General features: G+C 68.5%; 17 protein-coding genes. 11 read left to right on the forward strand and 6 right to left on the reverse strand.

Features of this window, described 5'->3' with window-relative positions; genetic code table 11:
* Positions 1 to 63: 63 nt before the first annotated feature.
* The 4 genes from ACAD63_RS32195 (at position 64) to ACAD63_RS32210 (ending at position 4,410) form a co-directional block, all read left to right on the forward strand.
* Entirely contained in the window at positions 64 to 1,248 is a 1,185-nt protein-coding gene (locus tag ACAD63_RS32195; RefSeq protein WP_135703433.1) for an aminotransferase class V-fold PLP-dependent enzyme, read from the forward strand.
* A 30-nt stretch (positions 1,249 to 1,278) separates the two neighbouring features.
* Positions 1,279 to 2,034 carry a dipeptidase PepE gene (gene pepE, locus ACAD63_RS32200; RefSeq protein WP_135703432.1) on the forward strand — a complete coding sequence of 252 codons (756 nt, stop codon included), beginning with the start codon at positions 1,279 to 1,281 and terminating at the stop codon, positions 2,032 to 2,034.
* Positions 2,035 to 2,233: 199 nt separating this feature from the next.
* Positions 2,234 to 3,394 carry a porin gene (locus tag ACAD63_RS32205; RefSeq protein ID WP_434034307.1) on the forward strand — a complete coding sequence of 387 codons (1,161 nt, stop codon included), beginning with the start codon at positions 2,234 to 2,236 and terminating at the stop codon, positions 3,392 to 3,394.
* 59 nt (positions 3,395 to 3,453) lie between these two features.
* Positions 3,454 to 4,410 carry a DUF1177 domain-containing protein gene (locus ACAD63_RS32210; RefSeq protein WP_133097066.1) on the forward strand — a complete coding sequence of 319 codons (957 nt, stop codon included), beginning with the start codon at positions 3,454 to 3,456 and terminating at the stop codon, positions 4,408 to 4,410.
* A gap of 10 nt (positions 4,411 to 4,420) precedes the next feature.
* Here the strand turns inward: ACAD63_RS32210 and ACAD63_RS32215 are convergent, their stop codons facing one another.
* The gene (locus ACAD63_RS32215; protein WP_135703430.1) at positions 4,421 to 5,401 is read right to left on the reverse strand and encodes a DedA family protein/thiosulfate sulfurtransferase GlpE; all 981 of its coding nucleotides are present in this window, start codon (positions 5,399 to 5,401) and stop codon (positions 4,421 to 4,423) included.
* A gap of 354 nt (positions 5,402 to 5,755) precedes the next feature.
* Here ACAD63_RS32215 and kdgD point away from each other — a divergent pair, with 354 nt between their 5' ends.
* Both kdgD and ACAD63_RS32225 read left to right on the forward strand, forming a co-directional pair.
* On the forward strand, positions 5,756 to 6,670 hold the full coding sequence (gene kdgD / locus ACAD63_RS32220; RefSeq protein ID WP_135703429.1) for a 5-dehydro-4-deoxyglucarate dehydratase: 915 nt from the start codon (positions 5,756 to 5,758) through the stop codon (positions 6,668 to 6,670).
* A 109-nt stretch (positions 6,671 to 6,779) separates the two neighbouring features.
* Complete coding sequence (locus ACAD63_RS32225; RefSeq protein WP_135703428.1) at positions 6,780 to 8,306, forward strand: aldehyde dehydrogenase (NADP(+)); 1,527 nt, start codon at positions 6,780 to 6,782, stop codon at positions 8,304 to 8,306.
* A 156-nt stretch (positions 8,307 to 8,462) separates the two neighbouring features.
* On the opposite strand, the gene ACAD63_RS32230 is transcribed toward ACAD63_RS32225, so the two are convergent.
* The 3 genes from ACAD63_RS32230 to gudD form a co-directional block, all read right to left on the reverse strand.
* Positions 8,463 to 9,464: a Bug family tripartite tricarboxylate transporter substrate binding protein gene (locus ACAD63_RS32230; RefSeq protein ID WP_133097070.1), complete on the reverse strand. Its 1,002-nt coding sequence runs from the start codon at positions 9,462 to 9,464 to the stop codon at positions 8,463 to 8,465.
* 104 nt (positions 9,465 to 9,568) lie between these two features.
* Positions 9,569 to 10,594 carry a Bug family tripartite tricarboxylate transporter substrate binding protein gene (locus tag ACAD63_RS32235; protein WP_135703427.1) on the reverse strand — a complete coding sequence of 342 codons (1,026 nt, stop codon included), beginning with the start codon at positions 10,592 to 10,594 and terminating at the stop codon, positions 9,569 to 9,571.
* Positions 10,595 to 10,640: 46 nt separating this feature from the next.
* Positions 10,641 to 12,014: a glucarate dehydratase gene (gene gudD / locus ACAD63_RS32240; RefSeq protein ID WP_240745757.1), complete on the reverse strand. Its 1,374-nt coding sequence runs from the start codon at positions 12,012 to 12,014 to the stop codon at positions 10,641 to 10,643.
* 112 nt (positions 12,015 to 12,126) lie between these two features.
* Here gudD and ACAD63_RS32245 point away from each other — a divergent pair, with 112 nt between their 5' ends.
* A complete protein-coding gene (locus ACAD63_RS32245; RefSeq protein ID WP_240745756.1) occupies positions 12,127 to 12,930 on the forward strand; it encodes a FadR/GntR family transcriptional regulator in 804 nt (267 codons plus the stop codon).
* An 85-nt stretch (positions 12,931 to 13,015) separates the two neighbouring features.
* Here the strand turns inward: ACAD63_RS32245 and ACAD63_RS32250 are convergent, their stop codons facing one another.
* Complete coding sequence (locus tag ACAD63_RS32250) at positions 13,016 to 13,645, reverse strand: response regulator transcription factor (protein WP_133097072.1); 630 nt, start codon at positions 13,643 to 13,645, stop codon at positions 13,016 to 13,018.
* Between the two features lie 256 nt (positions 13,646 to 13,901).
* On the opposite strand from ACAD63_RS32250, the gene fusA reads away from it, so the two are divergent.
* Complete coding sequence (fusA, locus tag ACAD63_RS32255; protein ID WP_135703426.1) at positions 13,902 to 16,010, forward strand: elongation factor G; 2,109 nt, start codon at positions 13,902 to 13,904, stop codon at positions 16,008 to 16,010.
* Positions 16,011 to 16,088: 78 nt separating this feature from the next.
* Here the strand turns inward: fusA and ACAD63_RS32260 are convergent, their stop codons facing one another.
* The gene (locus ACAD63_RS32260) at positions 16,089 to 17,108 is read right to left on the reverse strand and encodes a DUF1338 domain-containing protein (protein WP_135703425.1); all 1,020 of its coding nucleotides are present in this window, start codon (positions 17,106 to 17,108) and stop codon (positions 16,089 to 16,091) included.
* A 187-nt stretch (positions 17,109 to 17,295) separates the two neighbouring features.
* Between ACAD63_RS32260 and ACAD63_RS32265 the strand changes: the two genes are divergently transcribed.
* The 3 genes from ACAD63_RS32265 to ACAD63_RS32275 all read left to right on the forward strand — a co-directional run bounded on the left by ACAD63_RS32265 (position 17,296) and on the right by ACAD63_RS32275 (position 23,495).
* Positions 17,296 to 18,249 (forward strand): LysR substrate-binding domain-containing protein, encoded by a 954-nt coding sequence (locus ACAD63_RS32265; protein ID WP_434034308.1) that lies wholly within the window; start codon positions 17,296 to 17,298, stop codon positions 18,247 to 18,249.
* 347 nt (positions 18,250 to 18,596) lie between these two features.
* Entirely contained in the window at positions 18,597 to 19,022 is a 426-nt protein-coding gene (locus tag ACAD63_RS32270; protein ID WP_133097076.1) for a PRC-barrel domain-containing protein, read from the forward strand.
* Positions 19,023 to 19,109: 87 nt separating this feature from the next.
* Positions 19,110 to 23,495: a response regulator gene (locus ACAD63_RS32275; RefSeq protein WP_434034309.1), complete on the forward strand. Its 4,386-nt coding sequence runs from the start codon at positions 19,110 to 19,112 to the stop codon at positions 23,493 to 23,495.
* The last annotated feature ends 82 nt before the right edge of the window (positions 23,496 to 23,577 follow it).

The raw sequence follows: 23,577 nt of genomic DNA on the forward strand, positions 1-23,577 counted from the left end.
CCTGCGGCAAGCCATCCCGGGGCGCGCGCGCCGCGCCCCGCCTGTCATTACCCGAGACGTTCCATGGATATCCAAGCAATCCGCGCCGACACTCCGCTGACGGCTTCCACCATCTATCTCGACACGGCCGCGGCCTCGATTCCGCCCGACGCCGTGCTCGACACCGTGCGCAGCTACCTGCTCGATACCGGCCATGTTGGCATCTACCTGCCGGCGTTCCGCAAGGAGACCTATGCCCGCGTGGAAGCCGTGCGCGGCATGCTGGCCGGATTGCTCAACTGCTCGGCCGACGAGATCGCCTTCACCAAGAACGCCACCGAAAGCATTTCCATCGCCGCGCGCGGCATCGCGTGGCAAGCGGGCGATGAAGTGCTGGTGGCCGACACCGAAATGCTGAGCAACCTGCTGCCGTGGCGGCGGCTGGAGCAATCGCACGGCGTTGTAGTGAAGACGGTGCCGGCCAATGCCGAGGGCCTGCTGAGCGCGCAGGCATTCGAGGCCGCGATCACGCCGCGCACGCGCCTGCTGACCTTCTCGCACCTGCCCAATTCCACCGGCGCCGTGCAGCCCGCCGCGCAGATCTGCGCGGTCGCGCGCAAGCATGGCGTGCTGTCGCTCGTCAATGCCGCGCAAAGCGTGGGCATGCTGCGTTCCGATGTGGCGCAGCTGGACTGCGACTTCCTCGCCGGCTGCGGGCGCAAGGCGCTGCGCGCGACTGAGGGCTCGGGCTTCCTGTATGTGCGCCGCGCGCTGATCGGGCAGGTCGAGCCGATGCTGGTGGGCTGGTGGAACGGCGCGTGCGACCGCAACACCGGCGCGCTGTCGCTGGTGGCGGGCGCGAAGCGTTTCGAGGCCGGCTGCCCGATCGTGCCGGCAATCCTCGGCATGGGCACCGCCATCGACTATGCCACCGCGATCGGCATCGACGCCATCGAGGCGCGCGTGCGCGACCTGACTGAGTACGCGGTGGCGAAGTTCGCCGCGATTCCGGGCTTCGAGCTGTACGGTCCCACCGACGTGACCCAGCGCATCGGCATCGTGCCGTTCAACGTGCGCGGCGTCGACCCCGCGCGCATCGTGGCCGCGCTGGAAGCGCAGCAATGCATCATCGAAGCGGGCAACTTCATGGCCGATTCGATCCTGGCGCGCTACGGCGTGCCGACCATGGCGCGCGTGTCGCTGCACTACTTCAACACGCACGAAGAGATCGACCGCGTCGCCGCACTGATCCGCGCCGCCATCGCCTGAACGCATCACCGAAAAAACGGATACCAAGACATGACCCAACGCATCCTCCTGATGAGCAGCTCGCGCAAGGACAACCTCGGCTACCTGGAGCACGCCGGCGAGCAGATCCACACGCTGCTGCAGCGCGAGCCGCGCAAGGTGCTGTTCGTGCCGTTCGCGGGCGTGACCTTCAGCTTCGATACCTATGAAGGCATGGTCAAGCCGGTGTTCGAGAAGCTCGGCTATGCGCTCGAGTCGATCCACCACAGCGCCAATCCGCTGCGCGCGGTGCAGGAAGCCAAAGCCATCGCCGTGGGCGGCGGCAATACCTTCGCGCTGCTCAAGCGCATGTACGACGCCGGCATCGTCGACGCGATCCGCGCCAGGGTGCGCGCGGGCACGCCGTACGTCGGGTGGAGCGCCGGCAGCAACGTGGCCTGCCCGACCATCCGCACCACTAACGACATGCCGATCGTGCAGCCGCCCTCGCTGCGCGCGCTGGGCCTGGTGCCGTTCCAGGTCAACCCGCACTTCATCAGCGGCAAGCCCGCGGGCCACAACGGCGAAAGCCGGGAAGAGCGCCTGGCCGAGTTCCTGCACATCAATGCGCCCGAACAGGTGTTCGCGCTGCCGGAAGGTTCGGCGCTGTACTCGGACGGCACCCACGGCACCGTGCTAGGCGAGCGCAATGCGCTGTGGTTCCCGGCTGAAGGCAGGGTCGAGGCCATTCGTGAGGGCGAGCCTTTTCCGCTGTCGCAGATCACCGGGCCTGCCGGGATGGAGGAATGGCGGGGCTTTTCGGCCTGAGTGATGCGTTAAACGCCGAAGCACAGACTGTTGCCTCCCCTCTCCCGCAAGCTGGAGAGGGGAGCAAACCAGCGGGACGAATGCGTGACTAGCGACTAGCCAACCCCGGTCACAACAAACACACAAACAAAACCCTGCCCCGCGGGCCGCGCTGCGCCGCCCGCGCGGCCCCCTTTTTGCCATCTGGAGGAGAAACACAATGAGCCAAACCCTTCGCCACGCCGCCCGGCTGACCTTGCCACTGATGCTGGGCCTGCCCACCGCCGCGATGTCGCAGTCCGGCGTGACGCTGTACGGCGTCATCGATACCGCGCTGACGTACCAGACCCATTCCAACCCCGCCGGCGATGCGCAGGTCGGCCTGCAGCAAGGCGGCGAAGGCTTCCTGTCCGGGAGCCGCTTTGGCCTGAAGGGCGTCGAGGACCTGGGCGGCGGGGTAAAGGCCGGCTTCGTGCTGGAGAACGGGTTCCTGGCCGACACCGGCAAGTTCGACCAGCAGGGCCAGCTATTCGGCCGCCAGGCGTACGTGAAGATCGGCAACAAGTGGGGCGAGCTGGCGCTGGGCCGGCAATACACCACGGCCAACACCATGCTGTACTACGTCGATCCGCTCGGCGTGGGCGCGGCACCGTCGAACTCATGGATGGTGTACCTGACCGGGCAGCGCTACGACAACGCCGTCAGCTACACCGGCAATTTCGGCCCGGTGTCGCTGATCGCCGAATACGCGCTGGGCGAGACCGCGGGCAACACCCGCGCCACCTCGTCCACGTCGTTCGGCATGAAGTACGCGGCCGGCCCGATCACCGCGATCGGCGACTTCCAGCAGACCCGCGACAGCCAGAGCCGTACCGCAAACATCTACCTGGCGGGCCTGAAAGTCGCGATCGGCCGCGCCAGCCTGTTCGCCAACTACCTCCACAGCGACCGCGAGGCGGGCTTCGACTCGTCCAAGGGCGGCACCGACACGGCCACCATCACCAGCATGTCGACCGCGGCCACGCCGACCAACCGCGCGGCGATCAACTCGGTGTTCGGCAGCAGCCGCCACGACGACTTCTTCACGCTGGGCGCGAGCTATGCCGTGACCGGCAACGTAACGCTGACCGGCAGCGTGATGCACAACCGCACCCGCGCCGACAGCTTCAGCGGCAACCGCACCACCGCGTATGCCGTGGCCGACTACGCCTTCAGCAAGCGCACCGACACCTACGTGGCGCTGGCCTATGACCGCGTCCACGGCGACTGGTCGGGCCTGTTCGGCAACAACACCACCAGCTGGACCGGCGGCAGCGGCACGCCGCTGGACGGGCGCGACAGCCAGACCACCGTGATGGTCGGCCTGCGCCACCAGTTCTAACGATTCAACCGACGCCGGGCCCGCGCCACGCGGACCCGGCACCTCATCTGGAGAAAGCCATGGCCCTGCAGCAGACGCTGGTCATTCACGAAGCCCTGGACAGCCCGCACGCCAACGGTGCGGTCGTCAGCGAACTGTTCGCGCCCTACGCCGGCGCCGGCGTGACCTTGCAAGTCACCACCGTCAACAACGCGCCCCCCGAGAACACGGCCAACACCACCGACTTCATCACCATCGTGATCCCCGGCAGCGCCGGCAAGCGTGGCCGCGGCAAGGCGCCGACGCTTGGCGTGATCGGCCGCAACGGCGCCATCGGCGCGCGTCCGGAACTGGTTGGCCTGGTGTCCGATGCGGACGGCCCGATCGGCTGCCTGGCGGTGGCGCTGAAGCTCGCGCAGATGAAGGCGCGCGGCGACCACCTGCAAGGCGACGTGATCGTGACCACGCACCTGTCGACCGATGTCTCGATGGTGCCGCACGACCCGGTGCCGTTCATGGGCATGCCGGTGTCCTCCGACACCATGAACGACTACCAGGTGCTGCCGGAAATGGATGCGATCCTGTCGATCGACGCGTCCAAGGGCAACAGCATCATCAAGCATCGCGGCTTTGCCATCTCGCCGACGGCGATGCAGGGCTATATCCTGCGCGTGGCGCCGGACCTGGTGGCTACGATGGAATCGACCACCGGCTGCCCGGCAGTGACCTTCCCGATCTCGCTGCAGGACATCACGCCGTACCACAACGGCCTGTATCACTTCAACAGCATCATGCAGCCGCACGTCGCCACGGCGGCGCCGGTGGTGGGCGTGGCAGTGACCGCGCAGTCGGTGGTGTCAGGCAGCGCCACCTCGGCCAACCACGAGATCGACATCGCCGAGGCGGTGCGCTTCTGCGTGGAGGTGGCCAAGCGCTTCGGCATCGGCAAGTGCCAGTTCTTCAATGCCGCCGAGTGGGAGAAGATCCGCGCGATCTATCCGGACCTGTCGGTATTCCAGACCGCCGGCAAGCGCTGAGGCTTGCGCTTCAGCGTGCCGCCACCTTGCCCGGATCGGGATGCGTGACGGCGGGCGGCACGGTCTCGCCGTGCCGCCGCTTCCATTCGTCGAAGCCCCCGGCGAGCGCCCAGGTCCTTGGGTAGCCGGCAACGCGCAGGCGTTCGGCCAGCAGTGCCGCGGACATCTCGTGCGGGCAGGCGCAATAGACCACGATGTCGGCCTCGGCAGGCGGCACGCCCAGCGCGTCGAGACTGTCGAGCGCACCCTGCATGTCGAGCACCATCGAGCCGGGGATGCGCTCCATCGGCATGTCGCCATGGGCGCGCACATCGATCACGACGGGCAGCGTGCCGGCCAGGCGGCGCGATTCCAGTTCATCCACGCTCATGCGCGGCACGCGCCTGGTGATGCGCAGCAGCCGGAAACGGCGCCACGAGCGCCACGCCAGGAACACCAGGAACGCCGCCACCACCGCCACCACGGCCATATGCCCGTAGGTGCTGAAGCCCTCCAGGATGGTATCGATAAAGTCGCTGAACACCACGCCGATCAGCAGGCCGCTGCCGGCCCACACCAGGGCACCGATCGCGTCATAGAACAGGAACACGGGCAGCGGCGTGCCGGTCATGCCGGCCATCGCGGTGGACAGCGCGCCGGCACCGGGAAGCAGCTTCGCGACCACCAGCGAGCGCGGCCCCACTCGCAGGTACAGCGACTGGGTCTGGCGGATGCAGGAATCGGGCGAGATCGATACCTTGCAGATGGTGCGCAGCATCGGCTGCCCCAGCCGGCGGCCGGCGAAGTACCAGCCGGTATCGGCGATCAGGCAGGCGACGATCACCGCGGCCAGCACCGCGCCGATCGACGGACCGGTTTCCTGCATGCCGAGCGCGCCGGCGACGAACAGCATCGGGTACGCCGGCACCGGCAGTCCCGCCTGTTCAACCAGCACGTTCAGGAATACCAGCATCAGCCCGTGGTCTTCCAGCAAGGCTTGTAACTCTCCCACCGTCTTTTCCCCCGTTGGTTCAGGTTGCCAGTGTGCCAGCCGGAGGCAACCGATGCACGGGGCGGCTTTGCATGGGAGCATCAAAATTACTGATTTGCCGTCACTTACGTTGTCCTACAACGTTGAGAGGGCACGCCGGCTCATGCCGGTGCCGCAGACGTCTCAATGCCGGTGCCATCCATGGATCTATGCGGGCTGCCGGCACATCCGCCCCGGTAAACCCGCGAATGCCCTCCAGCCCTATTGCCTTTGTATGATCGTTGTCGTACGATGACTGATAACTCGGATGTCCCGCCAACTGGCAGGTCGCCGCCGTCACCACCCTGGGCCGCCGGCCCGATCAGGATTTCGCAAATGCTCGCACCCAACGAACTCAAGCAGATCGTCTCTGAAGGCCTGCTCTCCTTCCCCATTACCGACTTCGACGTCAAGGGCGACTTCAACGCGAAGTCCTATGCCGCCCGCCTGGAATGGCTGGCCCCGTACGGCGCCACCGCGCTGTTCGCCGCCGGCGGCACCGGCGAGTTCTTCTCGCTGACACCGGCCGACTACACCGCCGTGGTCGACACCGCGGTCAAGACCTGCGCCGGCAAGGTGCCCATCCTGGCCGGCGCCGGCGGCCCGACCCGCACCGCCATCGCCTATGCGCAGGAAGCCCAGCGCCTTGGCGCCGCCGGCGTGCTGCTGCTGCCGCACTACCTGACCGAAGCCAGCCAGGACGGTGTCGCCGCCCACGTGGAAGAGGTCTGCAAGTCGGTCGGCATCGGCGTGATCGTCTACAACCGCGCCAACTCCAAACTGAACGCCGAGCAGCTGTCCCGCCTGGCCGACCGTTGCCCCAACCTGATCGGTTTCAAGGATGGCGTGGGCGACATCGAGTCCATGGTCAGCATCCGCCGCAAGCTGGGCGACCGCTTCTCGTACCTGGGCGGCCTGCCCACGGCCGAGGTCTACGCCGCCGCCTACAAGGCGCTGGGCGTGCCGGTGTACTCGTCGGCGGTGTTCAACTTCATCCCGAAGACCGCGATGGACTTCTACCGCGCCATCGCCGCGGACGATCAAGAGACCGTAGGCCGCCTGATCGACAACTTCTTCCTGCCGTACCTGGCCATCCGCAACCGCAAGGCTGGCTACGCCGTGAGCATCGTCAAGGCCGGCGCCCGCATCGTCGGCCGCGACGGCGGCCCGGTGCGCGCGCCGCTGACCGACCTGACCGGCGAAGAGATGGAAATGCTGGGCACGCTGATCAACAAGCTCGGCCCGCAGTAATCCGATCCGTCCTTGCCATATGCATCGCGACAAGCCGGCCGCGGGGCACCTTGCCCTCCGGCCGGCTTGTCCTCTTCTGCCACACTCAAACGTTGACAAGGAACCTCCCATGCAAATCACCGGCGACATGCTGATCGGCGCGCAAGCCGTGCGCGGCACCGAATCGACGCTGCAGGCCATCAACCCGGCCACGGGCGAGACCCTGGGCCCTGACTTCCACGGCGGCGGCCAGGCCGACGTCGAGCGCGCCTGCGCGCTGGCCGAAGCGGCCTTCGATACCTATCGCAATACCTCGTCCGAGCAGCGCGCGGGCTTCCTGGACGCGATCGCCGCCGGCATCGAGGCGCTGGGCGACACGCTGATCGAGCGCGCGCACCAGGAAAGCGGCCTGCCAATCGCGCGCCTGCAGGGCGAGCGCGGCCGCACCGCAGGCCAGTTGCGCCTGTTCGCGACCGTGCTGCGCGAAGGCCGCTGGCAGGAGGCCACCTTCGACGCCGCGCTGCCCGAGCGCACCCCGCCGCGCCCCGACCTGCGCATGCAGCGCATCGCCATCGGCCCGGTGGCGGTGTTCGGCGCGAGCAACTTCCCGCTGGCCTTCTCCGTTGCGGGCGGCGACACCGCCTCGGCGCTGGCAGCCGGCTGCCCGGTGGTGGTCAAGGCGCATTCGGCGCACCTGGGCACGTCCGAACTGGTCGGCCGCGTGATCCAGAAAGCCGTGCAGGACGCCGGCCTGCCCGAAGGCGTGTTCTCGCTGCTGGTGGGCGCGGGCAATGTCGTCGGCACGGCGCTGGTGTCGCACCCCGCGATCCAGGCGGTCGGCTTCACCGGTTCGCGTTCGGGCGGCATGGCGCTGATTCAGGCGGCCAACGCGCGTCCGCAGCCGATTCCCGTGTATGCCGAGATGAGCAGCATCAATCCGGTGTTCCTGCTGCCCGCCGCACTGCAGGCGCGCGGCGCCGAGATCGGCCGCCAGTTGGTCGATTCGCTGGTGCTGGGCGTCGGGCAATTCTGCACCAACCCCGGCCTGGTGATCGGCATCGAAGGCCCGGCGCTGGACCAGTTCCGTGCCGCCGCGCTCGACGCGCTGGGCGGCAAGCCGGCGGCGACCATGCTGACGCCCGGCATCCATGCCGCCTATGAAAAGGGCGTGGCGCAGCTGTCGTCGCTGGATGGGCTGCAGCGTATCGGCGACGGCGTCGCCGCCACGGGTGTCAACCAGGCCCGTCCGGTGATGTTCGAGACCACCGCCGCGCAGTTCCTGGCCGATCACCGCATGCAGGCCGAAGTGTTCGGCCCGTCGACCGTGCTGGTAGTGTGCCGCGACCTGGAAGAGGTGCTGGCGCTGGCCAACCAGCTCGAAGGCCAGCTCACCGCCACGATGCAGCTCGACGACGCCGACCTCGACGCCGCGCGCCAGCTGCTGCCGGTGCTGGAGCGCAAGGCCGGGCGCGTGCTGTGCAATGGCTATCCGACCGGCGTGGAAGTTGCTCACGCCATGGTGCATGGCGGGCCCTTCCCGGCCACGTCTGACGTGCGTTCGACCTCGGTCGGCGCCACGGCGATCGACCGTTTCCTGCGCCCGGTGTGCTACCAGAACCTGCCGCAGGGATTGCTGCCGGCGGCACTGCGGGGATAAGCGCAACACTTGCAATGATGAGCCCCGCGCCTTGTGCGGGGCTTTTTGTTTTAATAAGCCAGCGCAAAAGAAAAGAAAGCGACCCGCGTTCGTCACGCGGGCCGCCTGTCGTTTATCGCGTCGAAGCGCCCTGCCGGGGCGGCCGATCCCTGCCGGTCAAGCCTCCAGCTTGATCCCCGCCTGCTTCACCACCCCCGCCCAGCGCGCCTGCTCGGCCACGAAGAACTTGCCGGTTTCCGCCGGCGTCATCGTCACCACTTCGGCACCCTGCTGGACCAGTTGCGAACGCAGTTCCGGCGCGCGGATGATCTTGATCAGCTCGGCGTTCAGGCGCGTCACCAGCGCATCCGGCATGCTGGCCGGCGCCATCACGCCCTGCCACGTGCCCGACTCGAAGTTGGGCACGCCCTGCTCGGCAATGGTCGGCACGTTCTGCAGCAGCGGCATGCGCGTGCGCTTGGACTGGGCGATCAGCTTGAGCTTGCCCGACTGCACATGCGGCAGCGTGGCCAGCATGCCGTTCATCAGCACCTGCGCGCTGCCGCCCACGGTGTCCGCAATCGCCTGCGAGCCGCCCTTGTACGGCACGTATTGCCACTTGGCGCCGGTGGCCTGCTCCACCGCTACGCCGGCCAGGTGCGGCGCGCTGCCGATCGCCGTCACGGCGAAGTTGAGCTGGCTGCGCTTGGACAGTTCGACCAGTTCCTTCAGGTTGCTGACCTGCACTGACGGATGCACCACCAGCAGGTGCGGCGAGTACGCCAGCATCGTCACCGGCTTGAGGTCCTTGGCGATGTTGAAGCTGAGCTTGGTATAAACCGACGGGCTGATCGCCAGCGCGCCGATATCGCACAGCATCAGCGTATGGTTGTCGGTGGCCTGCGCAACCATGGCCGCTCCGACGTTGCCGTTGGCGCCCGGCTTGTTGTCGACCACCACGGACTGGCCCAGCGCTTCGCCCAGTTGCTTGCTGATCAGCCGCGCGATGATGTCGGACGAACCGCCGGCGGTGTACGGCACCACCAGGCGGATCGGGCGCGTCGGCCAGGCCTGCTGCGCGGCGTGCGCGCCTGTGGCGAGGCCGGCCAGCGGGCCGGCGGCGATGCCCGCGGCCAGCGCGGAAGTCTGCTTGAGGAAAATGCGGCGTCCCTGGGTCATGCTATGTCTCCATTGTTGTTGCAGGTGCGCCGGCGCGGCACGGTGGTCGTGCGGCGGCCGGCGCTGTCGGTGTGTTGGTCAGGTGCGGTCGATGCTTGTTGCGCTCAGTCGAGCACGATGCGGCCCTTCTCGATCACGGTCTTCCAGCGCTGCAGTTCCTGCGCTTCAAACTGGCTGAATTGCTCGGGCGTATTCGCCACCACCTCGAAGCCGCTCTCCGACAGCTTCTGGCGCATCTTCGGATCGTTCAGCGCGCCGACCAGCGCACCGTGCAGGCGCGTCTTCACGTCGGCGGGCAGCCCGCGCGGCGCGGCGACGCCCTGCCAGGAATAGACCTCGACTTCCTTGACCCCGGCTTCGGCCATGGTCGGCACGTTGGGCAGCACGGCCGGGCGCTTGTCCGCCGTCACCGCCAGCGCCTTGAGCTTGCCGGTGCGGATGTGCTGCAGCACCGCGTTGATGTTCTGGAACGATACGTCCACCTGGCCGGCGAGCAGGTCGGAGATGGCGGGCGCGCCGCCCTTGTACGGCACATGCAGGCCGTCGGTGCCGGTCTTCTGCCAGAACAGCGCCGCGGTCAGGTGGTCGGACGACCCCGCGCCGGACGAGGCAAAGCTGACCTTGCCCGGGTTCTTCTTCATGTGCGCCACCAGTTCCTGCACGTTATTCGCCGGGAACTGCGGATTGACCACCAGCACGTTAGGCGCGCGCACCGCCACCGTCAGCAGGTCGAAGTCCTTGACCGGGTCGTAGCCCAGGTTCTTCTGCAGGAACGGGTTGACGGCAAAGACGCCGATCGACGCCACCAGCATGGTGTAGCCGTCCGCCGGCGCGCGCTTGACGAAGGTCGCACCGATGGCGCCGGTCGCCCCGGGCTTGTTGTCGACCACGAACGGCTGGCCCAGCTTCTCGTTGAGCGGCGCCGTCAGCATGCGCGCGATGGTGTCGGTGGAACCGCCCGCGGGGAACGGCACCACCACCGAAACAGGGCGTTGCGGCCAGTCTTGCGCGGCCCGGGCGTTGCCGGCCGCCAGCGCGGCCAGCGCCGCGACCGTCAGCACCGAGCCGACGGCAACCATGCGCAGCCAGTCTTGCAGGCGCAGGGCACCCGTGCGTTGGGAGGAATACATCGTTGTCTCCTGCTCTGTCTTGTCGATACCGGACTGCCGTGCCGGCTCAGCGCACCATGCAGGGCGCCTTGTTGTTGAACTGCCAGCCGGGGATCAGGAACTGCATGGCGATGGCATCGTCGCGCGCGCCCAGGCCCTTGCTCTGGTACAGCGCGTGGGCGCGGCCCAGCGCGTCCATGTCGAGCTCCACCCCCAGGCCCGGCGTCTTCGGCACCTGCACCAGGCCGTTCTCGATCTTCAGCGGCGCCTTGGTCAGGTTCTCGCCGTCCTGCCAGATCCAGTGCGTGTCGATGGCGGTGACCCGGCCCGGCGCGGCGGCGGCCACATGGGTGAACATCGCCAGCGAGATATCGAAGTGGTTGTTCGAGTGCGAGCCCCAGGTCAGGCCCCATTCGGCGCACATCTGCGCCACGCGCACCGAACCCTGCATGGTCCAGAAGTGCGGGTCGGCCAGCGGGATGTCGACCGACTGCAGGCGCACCGCGTGGCCCATCTGGCGCCAGTCGGTGGCGATCATGTTGGTCGCCGTGGGCAGGCCGGTGGCGGTACGGAACTCGGCCATCACTTCGCGGCCGGAATAGCCGTCCTCGGCGCCGCACGGGTCTTCGGCGTAGGCCAGCACGCCGCGCTTGTCACGGCACAGGCGTACGGCCTCGGCCAGCGACCAGGCGCCGTTGGGGTCGAGCGTGATGCGGGCCTTGGGGAAGCGTTCGGCCAGCGCCAGGATCGCCTGCATTTCTTCTTCGCCGCGCAGCACGCCGCCCTTGAGCTTGAAGTCGTTGAAGCCGTAGCGTTCGTACGCGGCCTCGGCCAGCCGGACCACCGCCTCGGGCGTCATCGCCACGTCATTGCGCAGGCGGAACCAGGCGTTACCGGCATCGGCTTCGGTGCGGTAGTCCAGCGTGGTGCGCTGGCGGTCGCCGATATAGAACAGGTAGCCGAGCATCTCGACGGCGTCGCGCTGCTGGCCTTCGCCGAGCAGTGCCGCCACCGGCACCTCCAGGTGCTGGCCGAGCAGGTCGAGCAGCGCCGATTCCAGCGCGGTGACGGCGTGGATGGTGATGCGCAGGTCGAAGGTCTGCAGGCCGCGGCCGCCGGCGTCGCGGCTGGCGAAGGTGGCGCGCACGCGGTTCAGGATGGCCTGGTACTGCCCGATGGGCTGCCCGACCAGCAGCGGACGCGCGTCTTCCAGCGTCTGGCGGATGCCTTCGCCGCCCGGCACCTCGCCCACGCCGGTGTGGCCGGCGCTGTCGCGCAGGATCACGATATTGCGCGTGAAGTACGGGCCATGGGCACCCGACAGGTTCATTAGCATACTGTCGTGCCCGGCCACGGGCACCACGGTGAGTTCGGTCACCACGGGGGTCTGGCCGGCACCGGCGTGCATGGCGGGGGCGGCGGAAGTGGCGGGATGGGTCATTCGGGTCTGGTCTCCGGCATTGCTATGTTATCTGTCATCGTATGACTGATAACCCAGTATAATGAGGCCATCTCGAACCGGTCAAGTCCGGGAAACCCCGCCCGTATCCGCCATGCCTACCGCACGCAACCCTGCCCTGCCCGACCCGCTTGCCGCTGCCCCCGCCGCCGGTGCGCCCAACGCCGCCGCGGCCGTGCCGTTGCGCCGCCGCGGCCGCACCCTGGCCGAAGAAGTGGTGCAGGCGCTCTCCGAAGAGATCCGCCAGGGCCAGCTCAAGCCCGGCGACAAGCTGCCGACCGAATCGGAAATCATGGCGACACAGGGCGTAAGCCGCACCGTGGTGCGCGAGGCCTTGTCGCGGCTGCAGGCCAGCGGCCTGGTGGAAACCCGCCACGGCATCGGCACCTTCGTGCTGGCGCGCGCGGCGGAGGCACCGTCGCCCTTCCGCATCGGGCCGGATACGCTGGGAACCGCGATCGACGTGATGGCGATGCTGGAATTCCGCGTCAGCCTGGAGGCCGAGGCGGCCGGACTGGCCGCCGCGCGCCGCAGCGACGCGCAGCTGGCCGCCATGCGCCAGGCGCTAGACGACCTCAAGCGCAATACCGGCGCCGGCAACGACGCGGTGGACAGCGATTTTGCTTTCCACCTGGCCATCGCCCGCGCCACCGGCAACCGCTACTTCACCGACATCATGGACCACCTGGGCACCATGCTGATCCCGCGCAGCCGGCTGCGGGTCAATACGCCGGAGCGCGAGCAGTACCTGGAGCGGGTCCAGTTCGAGCACGAGAACATTTACGATGCGATCGAACGCCGCGACCCCGACGCGGCCAAGGCGGCGATGCGCATGCACCTGACCAACAGCCGCGAGCGGCTGCGCAAGGCCTCGGGCTCCGGCGGCGCGCAGGCCTGACGCCCGGGACGCCCGGGACGCCCTGCCGGGTGTTTCCAGGCGCCGTCAGTCATACGATGTCTGAACAATAGCTGGCGACTGGCGCCTACAAGGCGAGGTGGCAGCGGCGCGCGAAGTCGACCAGTTCCACCAGCGACGACACCTGCAGCTTGGCCATGATGCGCGCCTTGTAGCTGCTGACGGTCTTGTTGCTGATGAACAGGCTGGCGCTGATGGCCTTGTACGACATGCCGCGCGCCAGCATCTGCAGCACCACCAGTTCCTTGTCGGAAAGCCGGCGCAGCATCTCGTCGTCGGCGGAAACCGCGTGGCGCGAGCCGCCGTCCCGCCCCATCGCGGGGAACACGGTATAGCCGGCCAGCACCGACTCGACCGCGCGCAGGATTTCCTTCAGGTCCTGCGTCTTGCTGACAAACCCCTGCGCGCCAGCCTGCCACGCGCGGCTGACGAACACCGCCGGGTCGAGCGCCGTCACCACCAGCAGGCGCACCTGCGGATGGATCGCCCGCAGGCGCGGCGCCACGTCGAGGCCGCTGGAACGCGGAATGTCGAGATCGAGCAGCACGAGGTCGGGCATGCGCGCGCGCACCAGCTCGAGCGCGCTTTGCCCGTTGTCGGCCTCGAGCACTTCATCGACGCCGAGCAGCTGCAGCAGATGGGTCTTGAGAATCAGCCGCATCGCCGGGTGGTCGTCAACGATCAGGATGGTGGTCATGCGTCGGTTCGCGTGAATGGGTATGTCGGGGCATCGGCCGGCGCGATGCAGGGCCAGTATAGGGAGGCAAGGCGGCGCGCAGGATGGGAGGATTCCGCAAGGTAATGCAGCTCGCCCCTAGGCTCGCCTCAGACGCCGAGCACCGGGTTATGCAGGGCCATGCGCCGCTCGCGCGCGTTCCCCTGCGTGCTGCAGGGACAACGGCAAAGTTCCAGTGGTGCTACTCTATTCCGGAGGTGTTACCCAGGAGAACACTGTGTCCCGCAAGACCCCCATCGAGCGCTACCGCAACATCGGCATCAGCGCGCATATCGACGCAGGCAAGACCACGACGACCGAACGCATCCTGTTCTACACGGGCGTCAACCACAAGCTGGGCGAAGTGCACGATGGCGCTGCCACCATGGACTGGATGGAACAGGAGCAGGAGCGCGGCATCACCATCACGTCGGCTGCCACCACCGCCTTCTGGAAAGGCATGGCCGGCAATTACCCCGAACACCGTATCAACATCATCGATACGCCGGGACACGTCGACTTCACCATTGAAGTCGAGCGCTCGATGCGCGTGCTCGACGGCGCCTGCATGGTCTACGACGCGGTCGGCGGCGTACAGCCGCAATCCGAGACGGTCTGGCGCCAGGCCAACAAGTACGCTGTGCCCCGCATCGCCTTTGTCAACAAGATGGACCGCGTCGGCGCGGACTTCTTCCGCGTGCATGCGCAGATCGCCGACCGCCTCAAGGGGCGCGCCGTGCCGATCCAGATCCCGCTCGGCGCCGAAGACCATTTCCTGGGCGTGATCGACCTGGTCAAGATGAAGGCCATCGTCTGGGACGATGCCAGCCAGGGCGTGCGCTTCGAGTACCAGGAGATCCCGGCCGAGCTGCTGCAGACCGCGCAGGCCTGGCGCGACAAGATGGTAGAAGCCGCCGCCGAGGCCGACGAGGCCCTGCTCGAGCGCTACCTGTCGGGTGAGGCGCTGACCGAAGAGCAGATCAAGCGTGGCCTGCGCAAGCGCACCATCGCCAACGAGATCGTGCCGATGCTGTGCGGCAGTGCCTTCAAGAACAAGGGCGTGCAGAGCATGCTCGACGCGGTGATCGACTACCTGCCTTCGCCCGCCGACGTGCCCGCCATCCTCGGCCACACCGAGGACGACCGCCAGGCCGAGCGCCATCCGAGCGATGACGAGCCGTTCTCGGCGCTGGCGTTCAAGATCATGACCGATCCCTTCGTCGGCCAGTTGATCTTTTTCCGCGTGTATTCGGGCGTGGTCAATTCCGGCGACACCGTCTACAACCCGCTCAAGTCCAAGCGCGAGCGGCTCGGCCGCATCCTGCAGATGCATGCCAACGTGCGCCAGGAGATCAAGGAAGTGCGCGCCGGCGACATCGCCGCGGCGGTCGGGCTGAAGGAGGCGACCACCGGCGATACGCTGTGCGACCCGGACAAGGTCATCATCCTGGAGCGCATGAGCTTCCCCGAACCCGTGATCTCGCAGGCGGTGGAGCCCAGGACCAAGGCCGACCAGGAAAAGATGGGCATTGCGCTGAACCGCCTGGCGCAGGAGGACCCGTCGTTCCGCGTGAACACCGACGAGGAATCCGGCCAGACCATCATCTCGGGCATGGGCGAGCTGCACCTGGAAATCCTGGTCGAGCGCATGCGCCGCGAATTCAACGTGGAAGCGTCGGTGGGCAAGCCGCAGGTGGCCTACCGCGAGACCATCCGCCAGCCGGTCAAGGACGTGGAGGGCAAGTTCATCAAGCAGTCCGGCGGCCGCGGCCAGTACGGCCACGTGGTGCTGAACCTCGAGCCGATGCCGCACGGCGCCGGGTACGAATTCGTCGATGCGATCAAGGGCGGCGTGGTGCCGCGCGAATTTATCCCGGCGGTGGACAAGGGTATCCGCGAGACCCTGCAGTCGGGCGTGCTGGCGGGCTACCCGGTAGTAGACATCAAGGCCACGCTGGTGTTCGGCTCGTACCACGATGTGGACTCGAACGAGAATGCCTTCCGCATGGCGGGCTCGATGGCGTTCAAGGAAGGCATGCGGCGGGCCCGCCCGGCGCTGCTGGAGCCGATGATGGCGGTCGAGGTGGAAACGCCGGAGGAATTCACCGGCAACGTGATGGGCGACCTCTCGTCACGCCGCGGCATGGTGCACGGCATGGAAGACATCGCCGGTGGCGGCGGCAAGATCGTGCGCGCCGAAGTGCCGCTGGCGACGATGTTCGGCTACTCGACCACGCTGCGCTCGCTGACGCAGGGTCGCGCGACGTTCACCATGGAGTTCAAGCACTATGCCGAGGCGCCGGCCAACGTTGCCGAAGCGGTGATTTCGGCGAAGAAGCTCGGCTAGCGATGGTTCGCTCCCTCTCCCGCAAGCGGGAGAGGGAGCACGCAACCTGCGGAGTCGACGGCTATCCCCAACTCGCGCTCAGCACGCCGCCGCGGTCATCCTGAAAATCCCCTGCGCATTGCCCGCATCAAAGCCGAGGTCATAACGCTGCGGCGCAGCTTCGGCCTCGGCAAAGCGCTCGCGCGTGATGAACTCGTAGAACGATCCCGGCACCTCGCGCTCCACGGCCTCGCCCTGTGCACCGACGAACGTGCGGCGCACGGTATCGGCACGAAACGCCGTCTGCCTGACGCGCCCGCTGCCCGACACTTCCACCTTGTCCTTCATCGGCCGGCCCAGCTGCTTCTGCTGCTCGGCCAGCGCAAACACGTCGTCGACGCGGTCCGTGGCGTGGTTGAAGGCATTGCCTTCGGTGGCGATCCACGCCATTTCGGCCGATTCGCGCAGCAGCGCTTCGTAGTCGGCCAGCCGTGGTGCAGCGTGCTGGCGCTCGAAGCAAGGCACCAGCAAGCCGACCAGTTCAGCGCCGTCGGCCACTGCCAGCGCGCCGTCGCGCTCCAGTTGCCACAGCAGCGTCTGCGCGCGCGGCGTCAGCGGATCGGCGGAGCTGCCGGTCACGCGGCTGACTGCGGCGCGGAAGTCTTCGCTGAAGCGCTCCGGATGGAATTCGCTGACGAAGAACTGGGCAATGTCCTCGGATGCATCGGCGTGGGCGTACGAGCGCCCGGTCATGCCGATGCGGTCAAGCGGATAGGTGCCGTTGAGCACGTAGCCCAACGGCCGCAGGATGCGGGTAAAGGCGGCCTCGCCTTCGGGCAGCGCGCCGTTGTCGCGCCACTTGACCGTGCGCAGCGCGCCGTGGTCGAAGGTGACCTTGCCGCCTGCGGCGGCGACGTCATCGGTGTAGGCGCGGCCGGTCGGCACGCGTTCCAGGATGCCGCCGAACAGCACCATGTTCAGCGCCTGGGCGATCTCGGCCCGGGTAGCACCTTGCGGGTCCTGGGGCAGGCTGGCCGGCAGCGTGACCAGCGACATCAGTTGCGCGGCGCGGGTGGCACCGACGTTGGCGGTGAGGAGCGTGGAGATATTGGATGACATGGGCGCTTGGAAGTGGGCTGGACCGGCTTTCACCCCGGCGGGCAATATGGCAACGATCCGCGGGCCAGGATAGTGGCCCGCGCCGCCCGGGCACAAGCGCGCATTGCGCACAACGTTGTGCGCGCGGCGCACGACCTCCGGTGCCTCGCCGCTGTTTATACTGGCGCACTCCCTTCCTCGCCGTCCCATGAGAAACGACATCCCCAACCTGGGCGCGCTGCAGGCCTTCGAAGCCTCGGCACGGCTGGGCAGCTTTACCCGCGCCGCAGCCGAGCTGGCGCTGACGCACAGCGCGGTGGGGCGGCAGGTGGCGCAGCTCGAGCAACGCCTGGGCGTGGCGCTGTTCACGCGCGTGCGGCGGCGCCTGGAACTGACCGAGACCGGGCGCGAATACGCCGCGCGCATCCGCCGGCACCTGGACCACCTGCAGCGCGACACGCTGGAAATCAGCACCGGCCGCGCCATGGGCTTCACGCTGGAGCTGGCGGTGGTGCCCACCTTCGCCACGCAGTGGCTGATCCCGCGGCTGCCCGACTTTGCGCGGCGCCATCCCAACGTCACCGTCAACCTGTCGGCGCGCTCGCAGCCGTTTTCGTTCCAGGAGTGCGCTTACGACGCGGCGATCTATTTCGGCTACCAGTTCTGGCCCGGCACGCGCGGCGGCGTGATCTTCCGCGAAGGCGGCATGGTGCCGGTGTGCAGCCCGGCCTTCCTTGCCGACCATGCCGTCACCGATGCCGCCAGCCTGGCACGCTGCCGCCACCTGCACCTGAGCACGCGCGCCAACGCCTGGCGCGACTGGTACGCGGCGCAGGGCTGGGACTTCAGCCTGGCCGCCTCGCGCGGGCCGCGCTATGAGCTGTTCACGATGATGACGGCCGCCGCCGCCGCGGGGCTCGGCATCGGCCTGGCGCCGCGGCTGCTGATCGAGCGCGAGCTGCAGACCGGGCAGCTGGTGACGCCGCTGGCCCGCATGCTGGACCAGGACCAGGACCAGGACCAGGACCAGGACCAGGACCAGGACCAGGGCTACTATTTCGCCTACCCCGAGGGCCGGCCGGAATCGGAGGCACTGGCGGCCTTCCGCGGCTGGATCCTGGGCCTGTCGCGCGACATGCCGGCCGCCCCTGCAGAAGGCTGACGCGATTCGCCAGTGCAGCGCCAGACACGGCACCTTTCCTGGGTGCCCGCATCGACCAGGAAAACCAGCGCCTGTCGTCGGCCGGCAGACCGAATACCGGGCCGGCACCCCGGCCGCCGGCGTGGACGGCAGCACGCGCGTGGACGTCATGCTGGGGATGCGCCACCAGTTCTGAACGCGGCCGTCCCGGCGCGCATTTTTGCAAACCCGGCGCGAAAGAATTACGTTGCCGCGCGCCCGACGCGGCAAAACAGCCTTGCGTGGCCCGCTGCGGCGCCGCCCGCGGTGCAGGCATGGTCATTGCGCACGCTCCATGTTCCTGAGTTCATTGGCACAAGGAGCCCAACATGCAAACCCAATCTCCCAGCAGTCAAGGCGCGGCCATCATCGGTTCGGGCGTGGGCGAAGGCCCCGGTCCGGAAGTCATGGCGGCATCCAGCCTGGACGGCACCAAGGCGTACTCGTCCGACGGCGAACACGTCGGCACGATCTCCGAGATCATGCTGGACGTGCCGCACGGCCGCATCGCCTACGCGGTGCTGAAGGCCGGCGGCTTCCTCGGCATTGGCGATACGCTGCACGCCATCCCGTGGAACGCCCTGGTGATGGACACCGACGAAAAGTGCTTCCGGATCGCCGTGACGGCGGATCGGATCAAGTCCGCCCCCGGCTTCAACAAGGACAGCTGGCCGGCCATGGCCGATCCGCAGTGGGGCAAGTCGCTGCACGAGTACTACGGGCGGGACCCGTACTGGGTGAACCCGCCGCTGTAGGCGCCGGCGCAGCTTGCATTGCGCCACCAGGCTAGGCAAAGTCTTGCGGGACGCGCGCGCAGCGCAGGCGCGGCTCGGGAGACCACCATGAGCAGACCCGACGGCATCGGGCCGCAAGCGCCCGCCTGCCCAGACATGCCTGGCTTTCTGGCCGGGGGCGGCGAGATGGGCGCGCTGATCCGCGCGCACGACTGGGCCGCCACGCCGCTGGGGCCGCCGCAGGCGTGGCCGCACAGCCTGAAGACGGCCATCCGCATCATGCTGACCTCGCGCCAGCCGATCTGGATCGGTTGGGGCGAGGCGCTGCATTTCTTCTACAACGACGCCTACAAGTCCATCATCGGCGGCAAGCACCCCGGCGCGCTGGGCCAGCCGGCCGCAGTGGTCTGGCGTGAAATCTGGCCGGAAATCGGCCCGCTGCTCGACACCGCGATGACCGGTGCCGAGGGCACCTTCGTCGAGCAGAAGCTCCTGATCATGGAGCGCAACGGGTATCCGGAAGAGACCTACTACACCTTTTCGTACAGCCCCGTGCCGAACGACCACGGCGGCACCGGCGGCATCATCTGCGCCAACAGCGACGATACCGAGCGCGTCCTGGCCGAGCGACAACTGAATGTGTTGCGTGACGTGGCCGCGGCGGCCACCGACGCGCGTTCGTGGCGCCAGGCGTGCGAGCGCACCATGGGCGCGCTGGCATCGGACCCGCGCGACATCGTCTTCGCGCTGCTCTACATCGCCGAACCCGGCGCCACCGACCTGCAGCGCGTGGTCGCCAGCGGCATCGATCCTGCTCACCCCGCCGCACCGCCCGCGATCTCGCTCGAAGGCATGGCGCCGTGGCCGGTGGCCGAGGTCCTGCAGCAGCAACAGCCGGCGCTGATCGAGCAGCTGGCAACGCGCTTTGCCGCGCCGCTGCCCGCCGGCGCGTGGGGTGTGCCCACGGATGCGGCCGCGGTGATCCCGGTGGCGCCGTCGGGCAGCGCCTCGCATCGCGGCGTGCTGGTGGTGGGGCTGAACCCGTACCGGTTGTTCGGCGAGCGCTACCGCAGCTTCCTGAACCTGGTGGCGGGCCAGATCGGCGCGGCCATGCATTCGGCGCAGGCCTACGAGGAAGCGCGCAAGCGTGCCGAGGCGCTGGCCGAGATCGACCGCGCCAAGACCACCTTCTTCTCCAACATCAGCCATGAGTTCCGCACGCCGCTGACGCTGATGCTGGGACCGCTCGAAGAGCTGCTGCGGCGCGCCGGCACTGGCGACGACAGCGCCGGCGACGAACAACGCTCGCTGCTGGAGATGACCCACCGCAGCGGCATGCGCCTGCTCAAGCTGGTCAACGCGCTGCTCGACTTCTCGCGCATCGAGGCCGGCCGCATCCGCATGCGGCGCCACCCCACCGACCTCGCCGCCTTCACCGCCGACCTCGCCTCGCTGTTCCGTGCCTGTGTCGAGAGCGCCGGCATGTCGCTGCGCGTCGAATGCGAACCGCTGCCGCAGCCGGTGGCGGTGGACCGCGACATGTGGGAGACCATCGTGCTGAACCTGGTCTCCAATGCGTTCAAGTTCACGTTTGCCGGCAGCATCACCGTCAGCATCGTGGCCCATGGGGACAATGCGGTGCTGCGCGTGCGCGACACCGGCATCGGCATCCCGGCCGGCGAGCTGCCGCGCATCTTCGAGCGCTTCCATCGCGTCGAAGGCGCGCAGGGCCGCTCGATCGAAGGCAGCGGCATCGGCCTGGCGCTGGTGCGGGAACTGGTGCGCCTGCATGGCGGCACCGTCGAAGTCGACAGCATGCAGGGCCAGGGCACCTGCTTCACGGTCACGATGCCGGTGGCGGCCGCCGGGGACGTGCCGGCGGACACGGTGCCAGCGCTCGCGGCCAGCAGTGCGCAGGCCCGCGCCTACGTGGACGCGACGCTGCGCTGGCCGCATGCCGAGGCACCGGCGCTGGCCATGGCCGCAGAGGACGCGCAGTACAGCCCGCAACATGCGCCTGCGCCCGGCGGCGAAGCGGCTGCCCCCGCCACCGTGCTGGTGGTTGACGACAACGACGACCTGCGCGACTACATGCGCCGGCTGCTGAATGCCGCCGGCCACCGCGTCGAGGTGGCACCCGACGGCGAGGCCGCGCTCGAGTTGGCGCGCCGCCAGTTGCCCGCGCTGATCGTGTCGGACGTGATGATGCCCAGGCTCGACGGCTTCGGCCTGGTGCAGGCCGTGCGCGCGGATCCGGCGCTGCGCGACACGCCGGTGCTGCTGCTGTCGGCGCGCGCCGGCGAGGAAGCGCGCGTGAGCGGCCTGGGATCGGGCGCCGACGATTACCTGATCAAGCCCTTCTCGGCCCGCGAACTGCTGGCCCGCGTGGCCAGCAACCTGCGCCTGTCAGAGCTGCGGCGCGCCACCGAGCGCCGCCTGCAGGACCTCAATGCCTCGCTCGAGCGGCGCATCGCGCAGGCCGTGACTGACCACGACCGGCTGTGGGAACTGAGCGAAGACCTGCTGATCGTGGCCGGCTTCGACGGCACCCTGCAGCGCATCAGCCCGGCCTGGACACGCACGCTTGGCCATGCCCCGCACGAGGCGCTGGGCCGGCCTTACCTGTCGTTCATCTATCCGGACGACCTGGTGCTGGTGACCGCGCAGCTGGCGGCGCTGCGCCACGACGGCACGCCGGTGCGTTTCGAATGCCGCCAGCCGCGCGCGGACGGCGCGTTGCGCTGGCTGGCCTGGACCCTGACGGTGGATCCGGCCAACGGCCATCTCCACGGCGTCGGCCGCGACGTGACCGGCGACCGCGAAGTCCAGGCGGCGCTGCGCCATGCCGACCAGGCCCTGCGCACGGCGCAGAAGATGGAAGCCATCGGCAAGCTGACCGGCGGCGTCGCCCATGACTTCAACAACCTGCTGCAGGTGATCGGCGGCAACCTGCAGCTGCTGGCGCGCGACCTGTCCGGCAATACCGACGCCGCGCCGCGGCTGCGCAATGCGCTGGCCGGCGTGGCCCGCGGCGCCAAGCTGTCGTCGCAGCTGCTGGCATTCGGGCGGCGCCAGCCGCTGGCCCCGCGCGTGGTCAACCTGGGCCGGCTGGCGCGCACGCTGGACGACATGCTGCGGCGCGCGCTGGGCGACGGCATCGAGATCGAAACCGTGGTGGCCGACGGCCTGTGGAATACGCTAGTCGACCCGTTTCAGGTCGAGAACGCGCTGCTGAACCTGGCGATCAACGCGCGCGACGCCATGCACGGCCAGGGCCGCCTGACCATCGAGGCGCGCAACACGTGGCTCGACGAGGCGCTGGAAGAGCCGCCGCACGGGCGCGCGCCGCGGCCGGCGGCGCAGTATGTGCTGCTGGCGGTCACCGACACCGGCACCGGCATGACGCCCGAGGTGCAGGAACATGTGTTCGAGCCGTTCTTCACCACCAAGCCCGAAGGCCAGGGCACGGGCCTCGGCCTGAGCATGGTGTATGGCTTTATCCGCCAATCGGATGGCCATGTGAAGATCGTAAGCAAGCCCGGCCGCGGCACCACGGTGAAGCTCTACCTGCCGCGCGTGCACATGGCCGAGGATCCCGATGCCGAACCCGATATGGACCGCGCGCGCGGCGGCGGCGAAACCGTGCTGGTGGTCGAGGACGACGAGGACGTACGCGCCACCGTGGTCGAGATGCTTGCCAGCCTGGGCTACCACGTGCTGCGCGCGCGCGATGCGCAGGGTGCGCTGGCCATCGTCGAGCGGGGCGTTCACATCGACCTGCTGTTCAGCGATGTGGTGATGCCGGGGCCCTTGCGCAGCACCGAACTGGCCGACAAGGTGCGCGAGCGGCTGCCGGGCATCGGGGTGCTGTTCACCTCGGGCTATACCGACAGCATCATCGTGCACGGCGGCAGGCTGGATCCCGGCGTCGAACTGCTCAGCAAGCCCTATACACATGAAGCGCTGGCGCGCAGGGTCCGCCATGTGCTGGCCAACCGGGAACAGCGTGCCGCGGGGGCAGCGGCTGTGGCTGCCGCCGGCCGCGCGCCCAGTGATTCGGGCACGCGCGTGCTGTGCGTCGACGACGACGCGCAGGTGCGCGCCAGCACGGCGGAACTGCTGCGCGCCTGCGGCGCCGAGGTGACCGAGGCGCAGAACGACATCGAGGCGCTGGCACTGCTTGCCGCCGGCACCTTCGACCTGCTGCTGACCGATGTCGCGCTGCACGGCGGCACCAGTGGCTCGGGCGTGGACCTGGCACTGGCCGCGCGCCAGCGCCAGCCGCGGCTGCGTATCGTGTTTGCCACCGGCTATCCGCTGGCGCTGACGCCGGCCCAGCACCAGGCGCTGGGCGACGCCGCGGTGCTGCGCAAGCCGTATGCGCCGCAGGCGCTGCTGGACCTGCTGCAGGGCGCCGTCGCCGAAGGCCCTGGGGGCACGGAGAGCGCGGAGGGCGCCACAGCGCTCGGAAGCCGACCGTCATCGACAGCCTGAAGGTGCGCGGCGCTTCTTGGCGCAAGATAGCCGCCGTAGGCGGAGGCCCAGCGGGCCTTCTGCAACGTTCCCCACCGCGGCG

Source organism: Cupriavidus sp. a3, from assembly GCF_051015765.1.
In the GTDB taxonomy this organism is placed as follows: Bacteria; Pseudomonadota; Gammaproteobacteria; order Burkholderiales; family Burkholderiaceae; genus Cupriavidus; species Cupriavidus oxalaticus_A.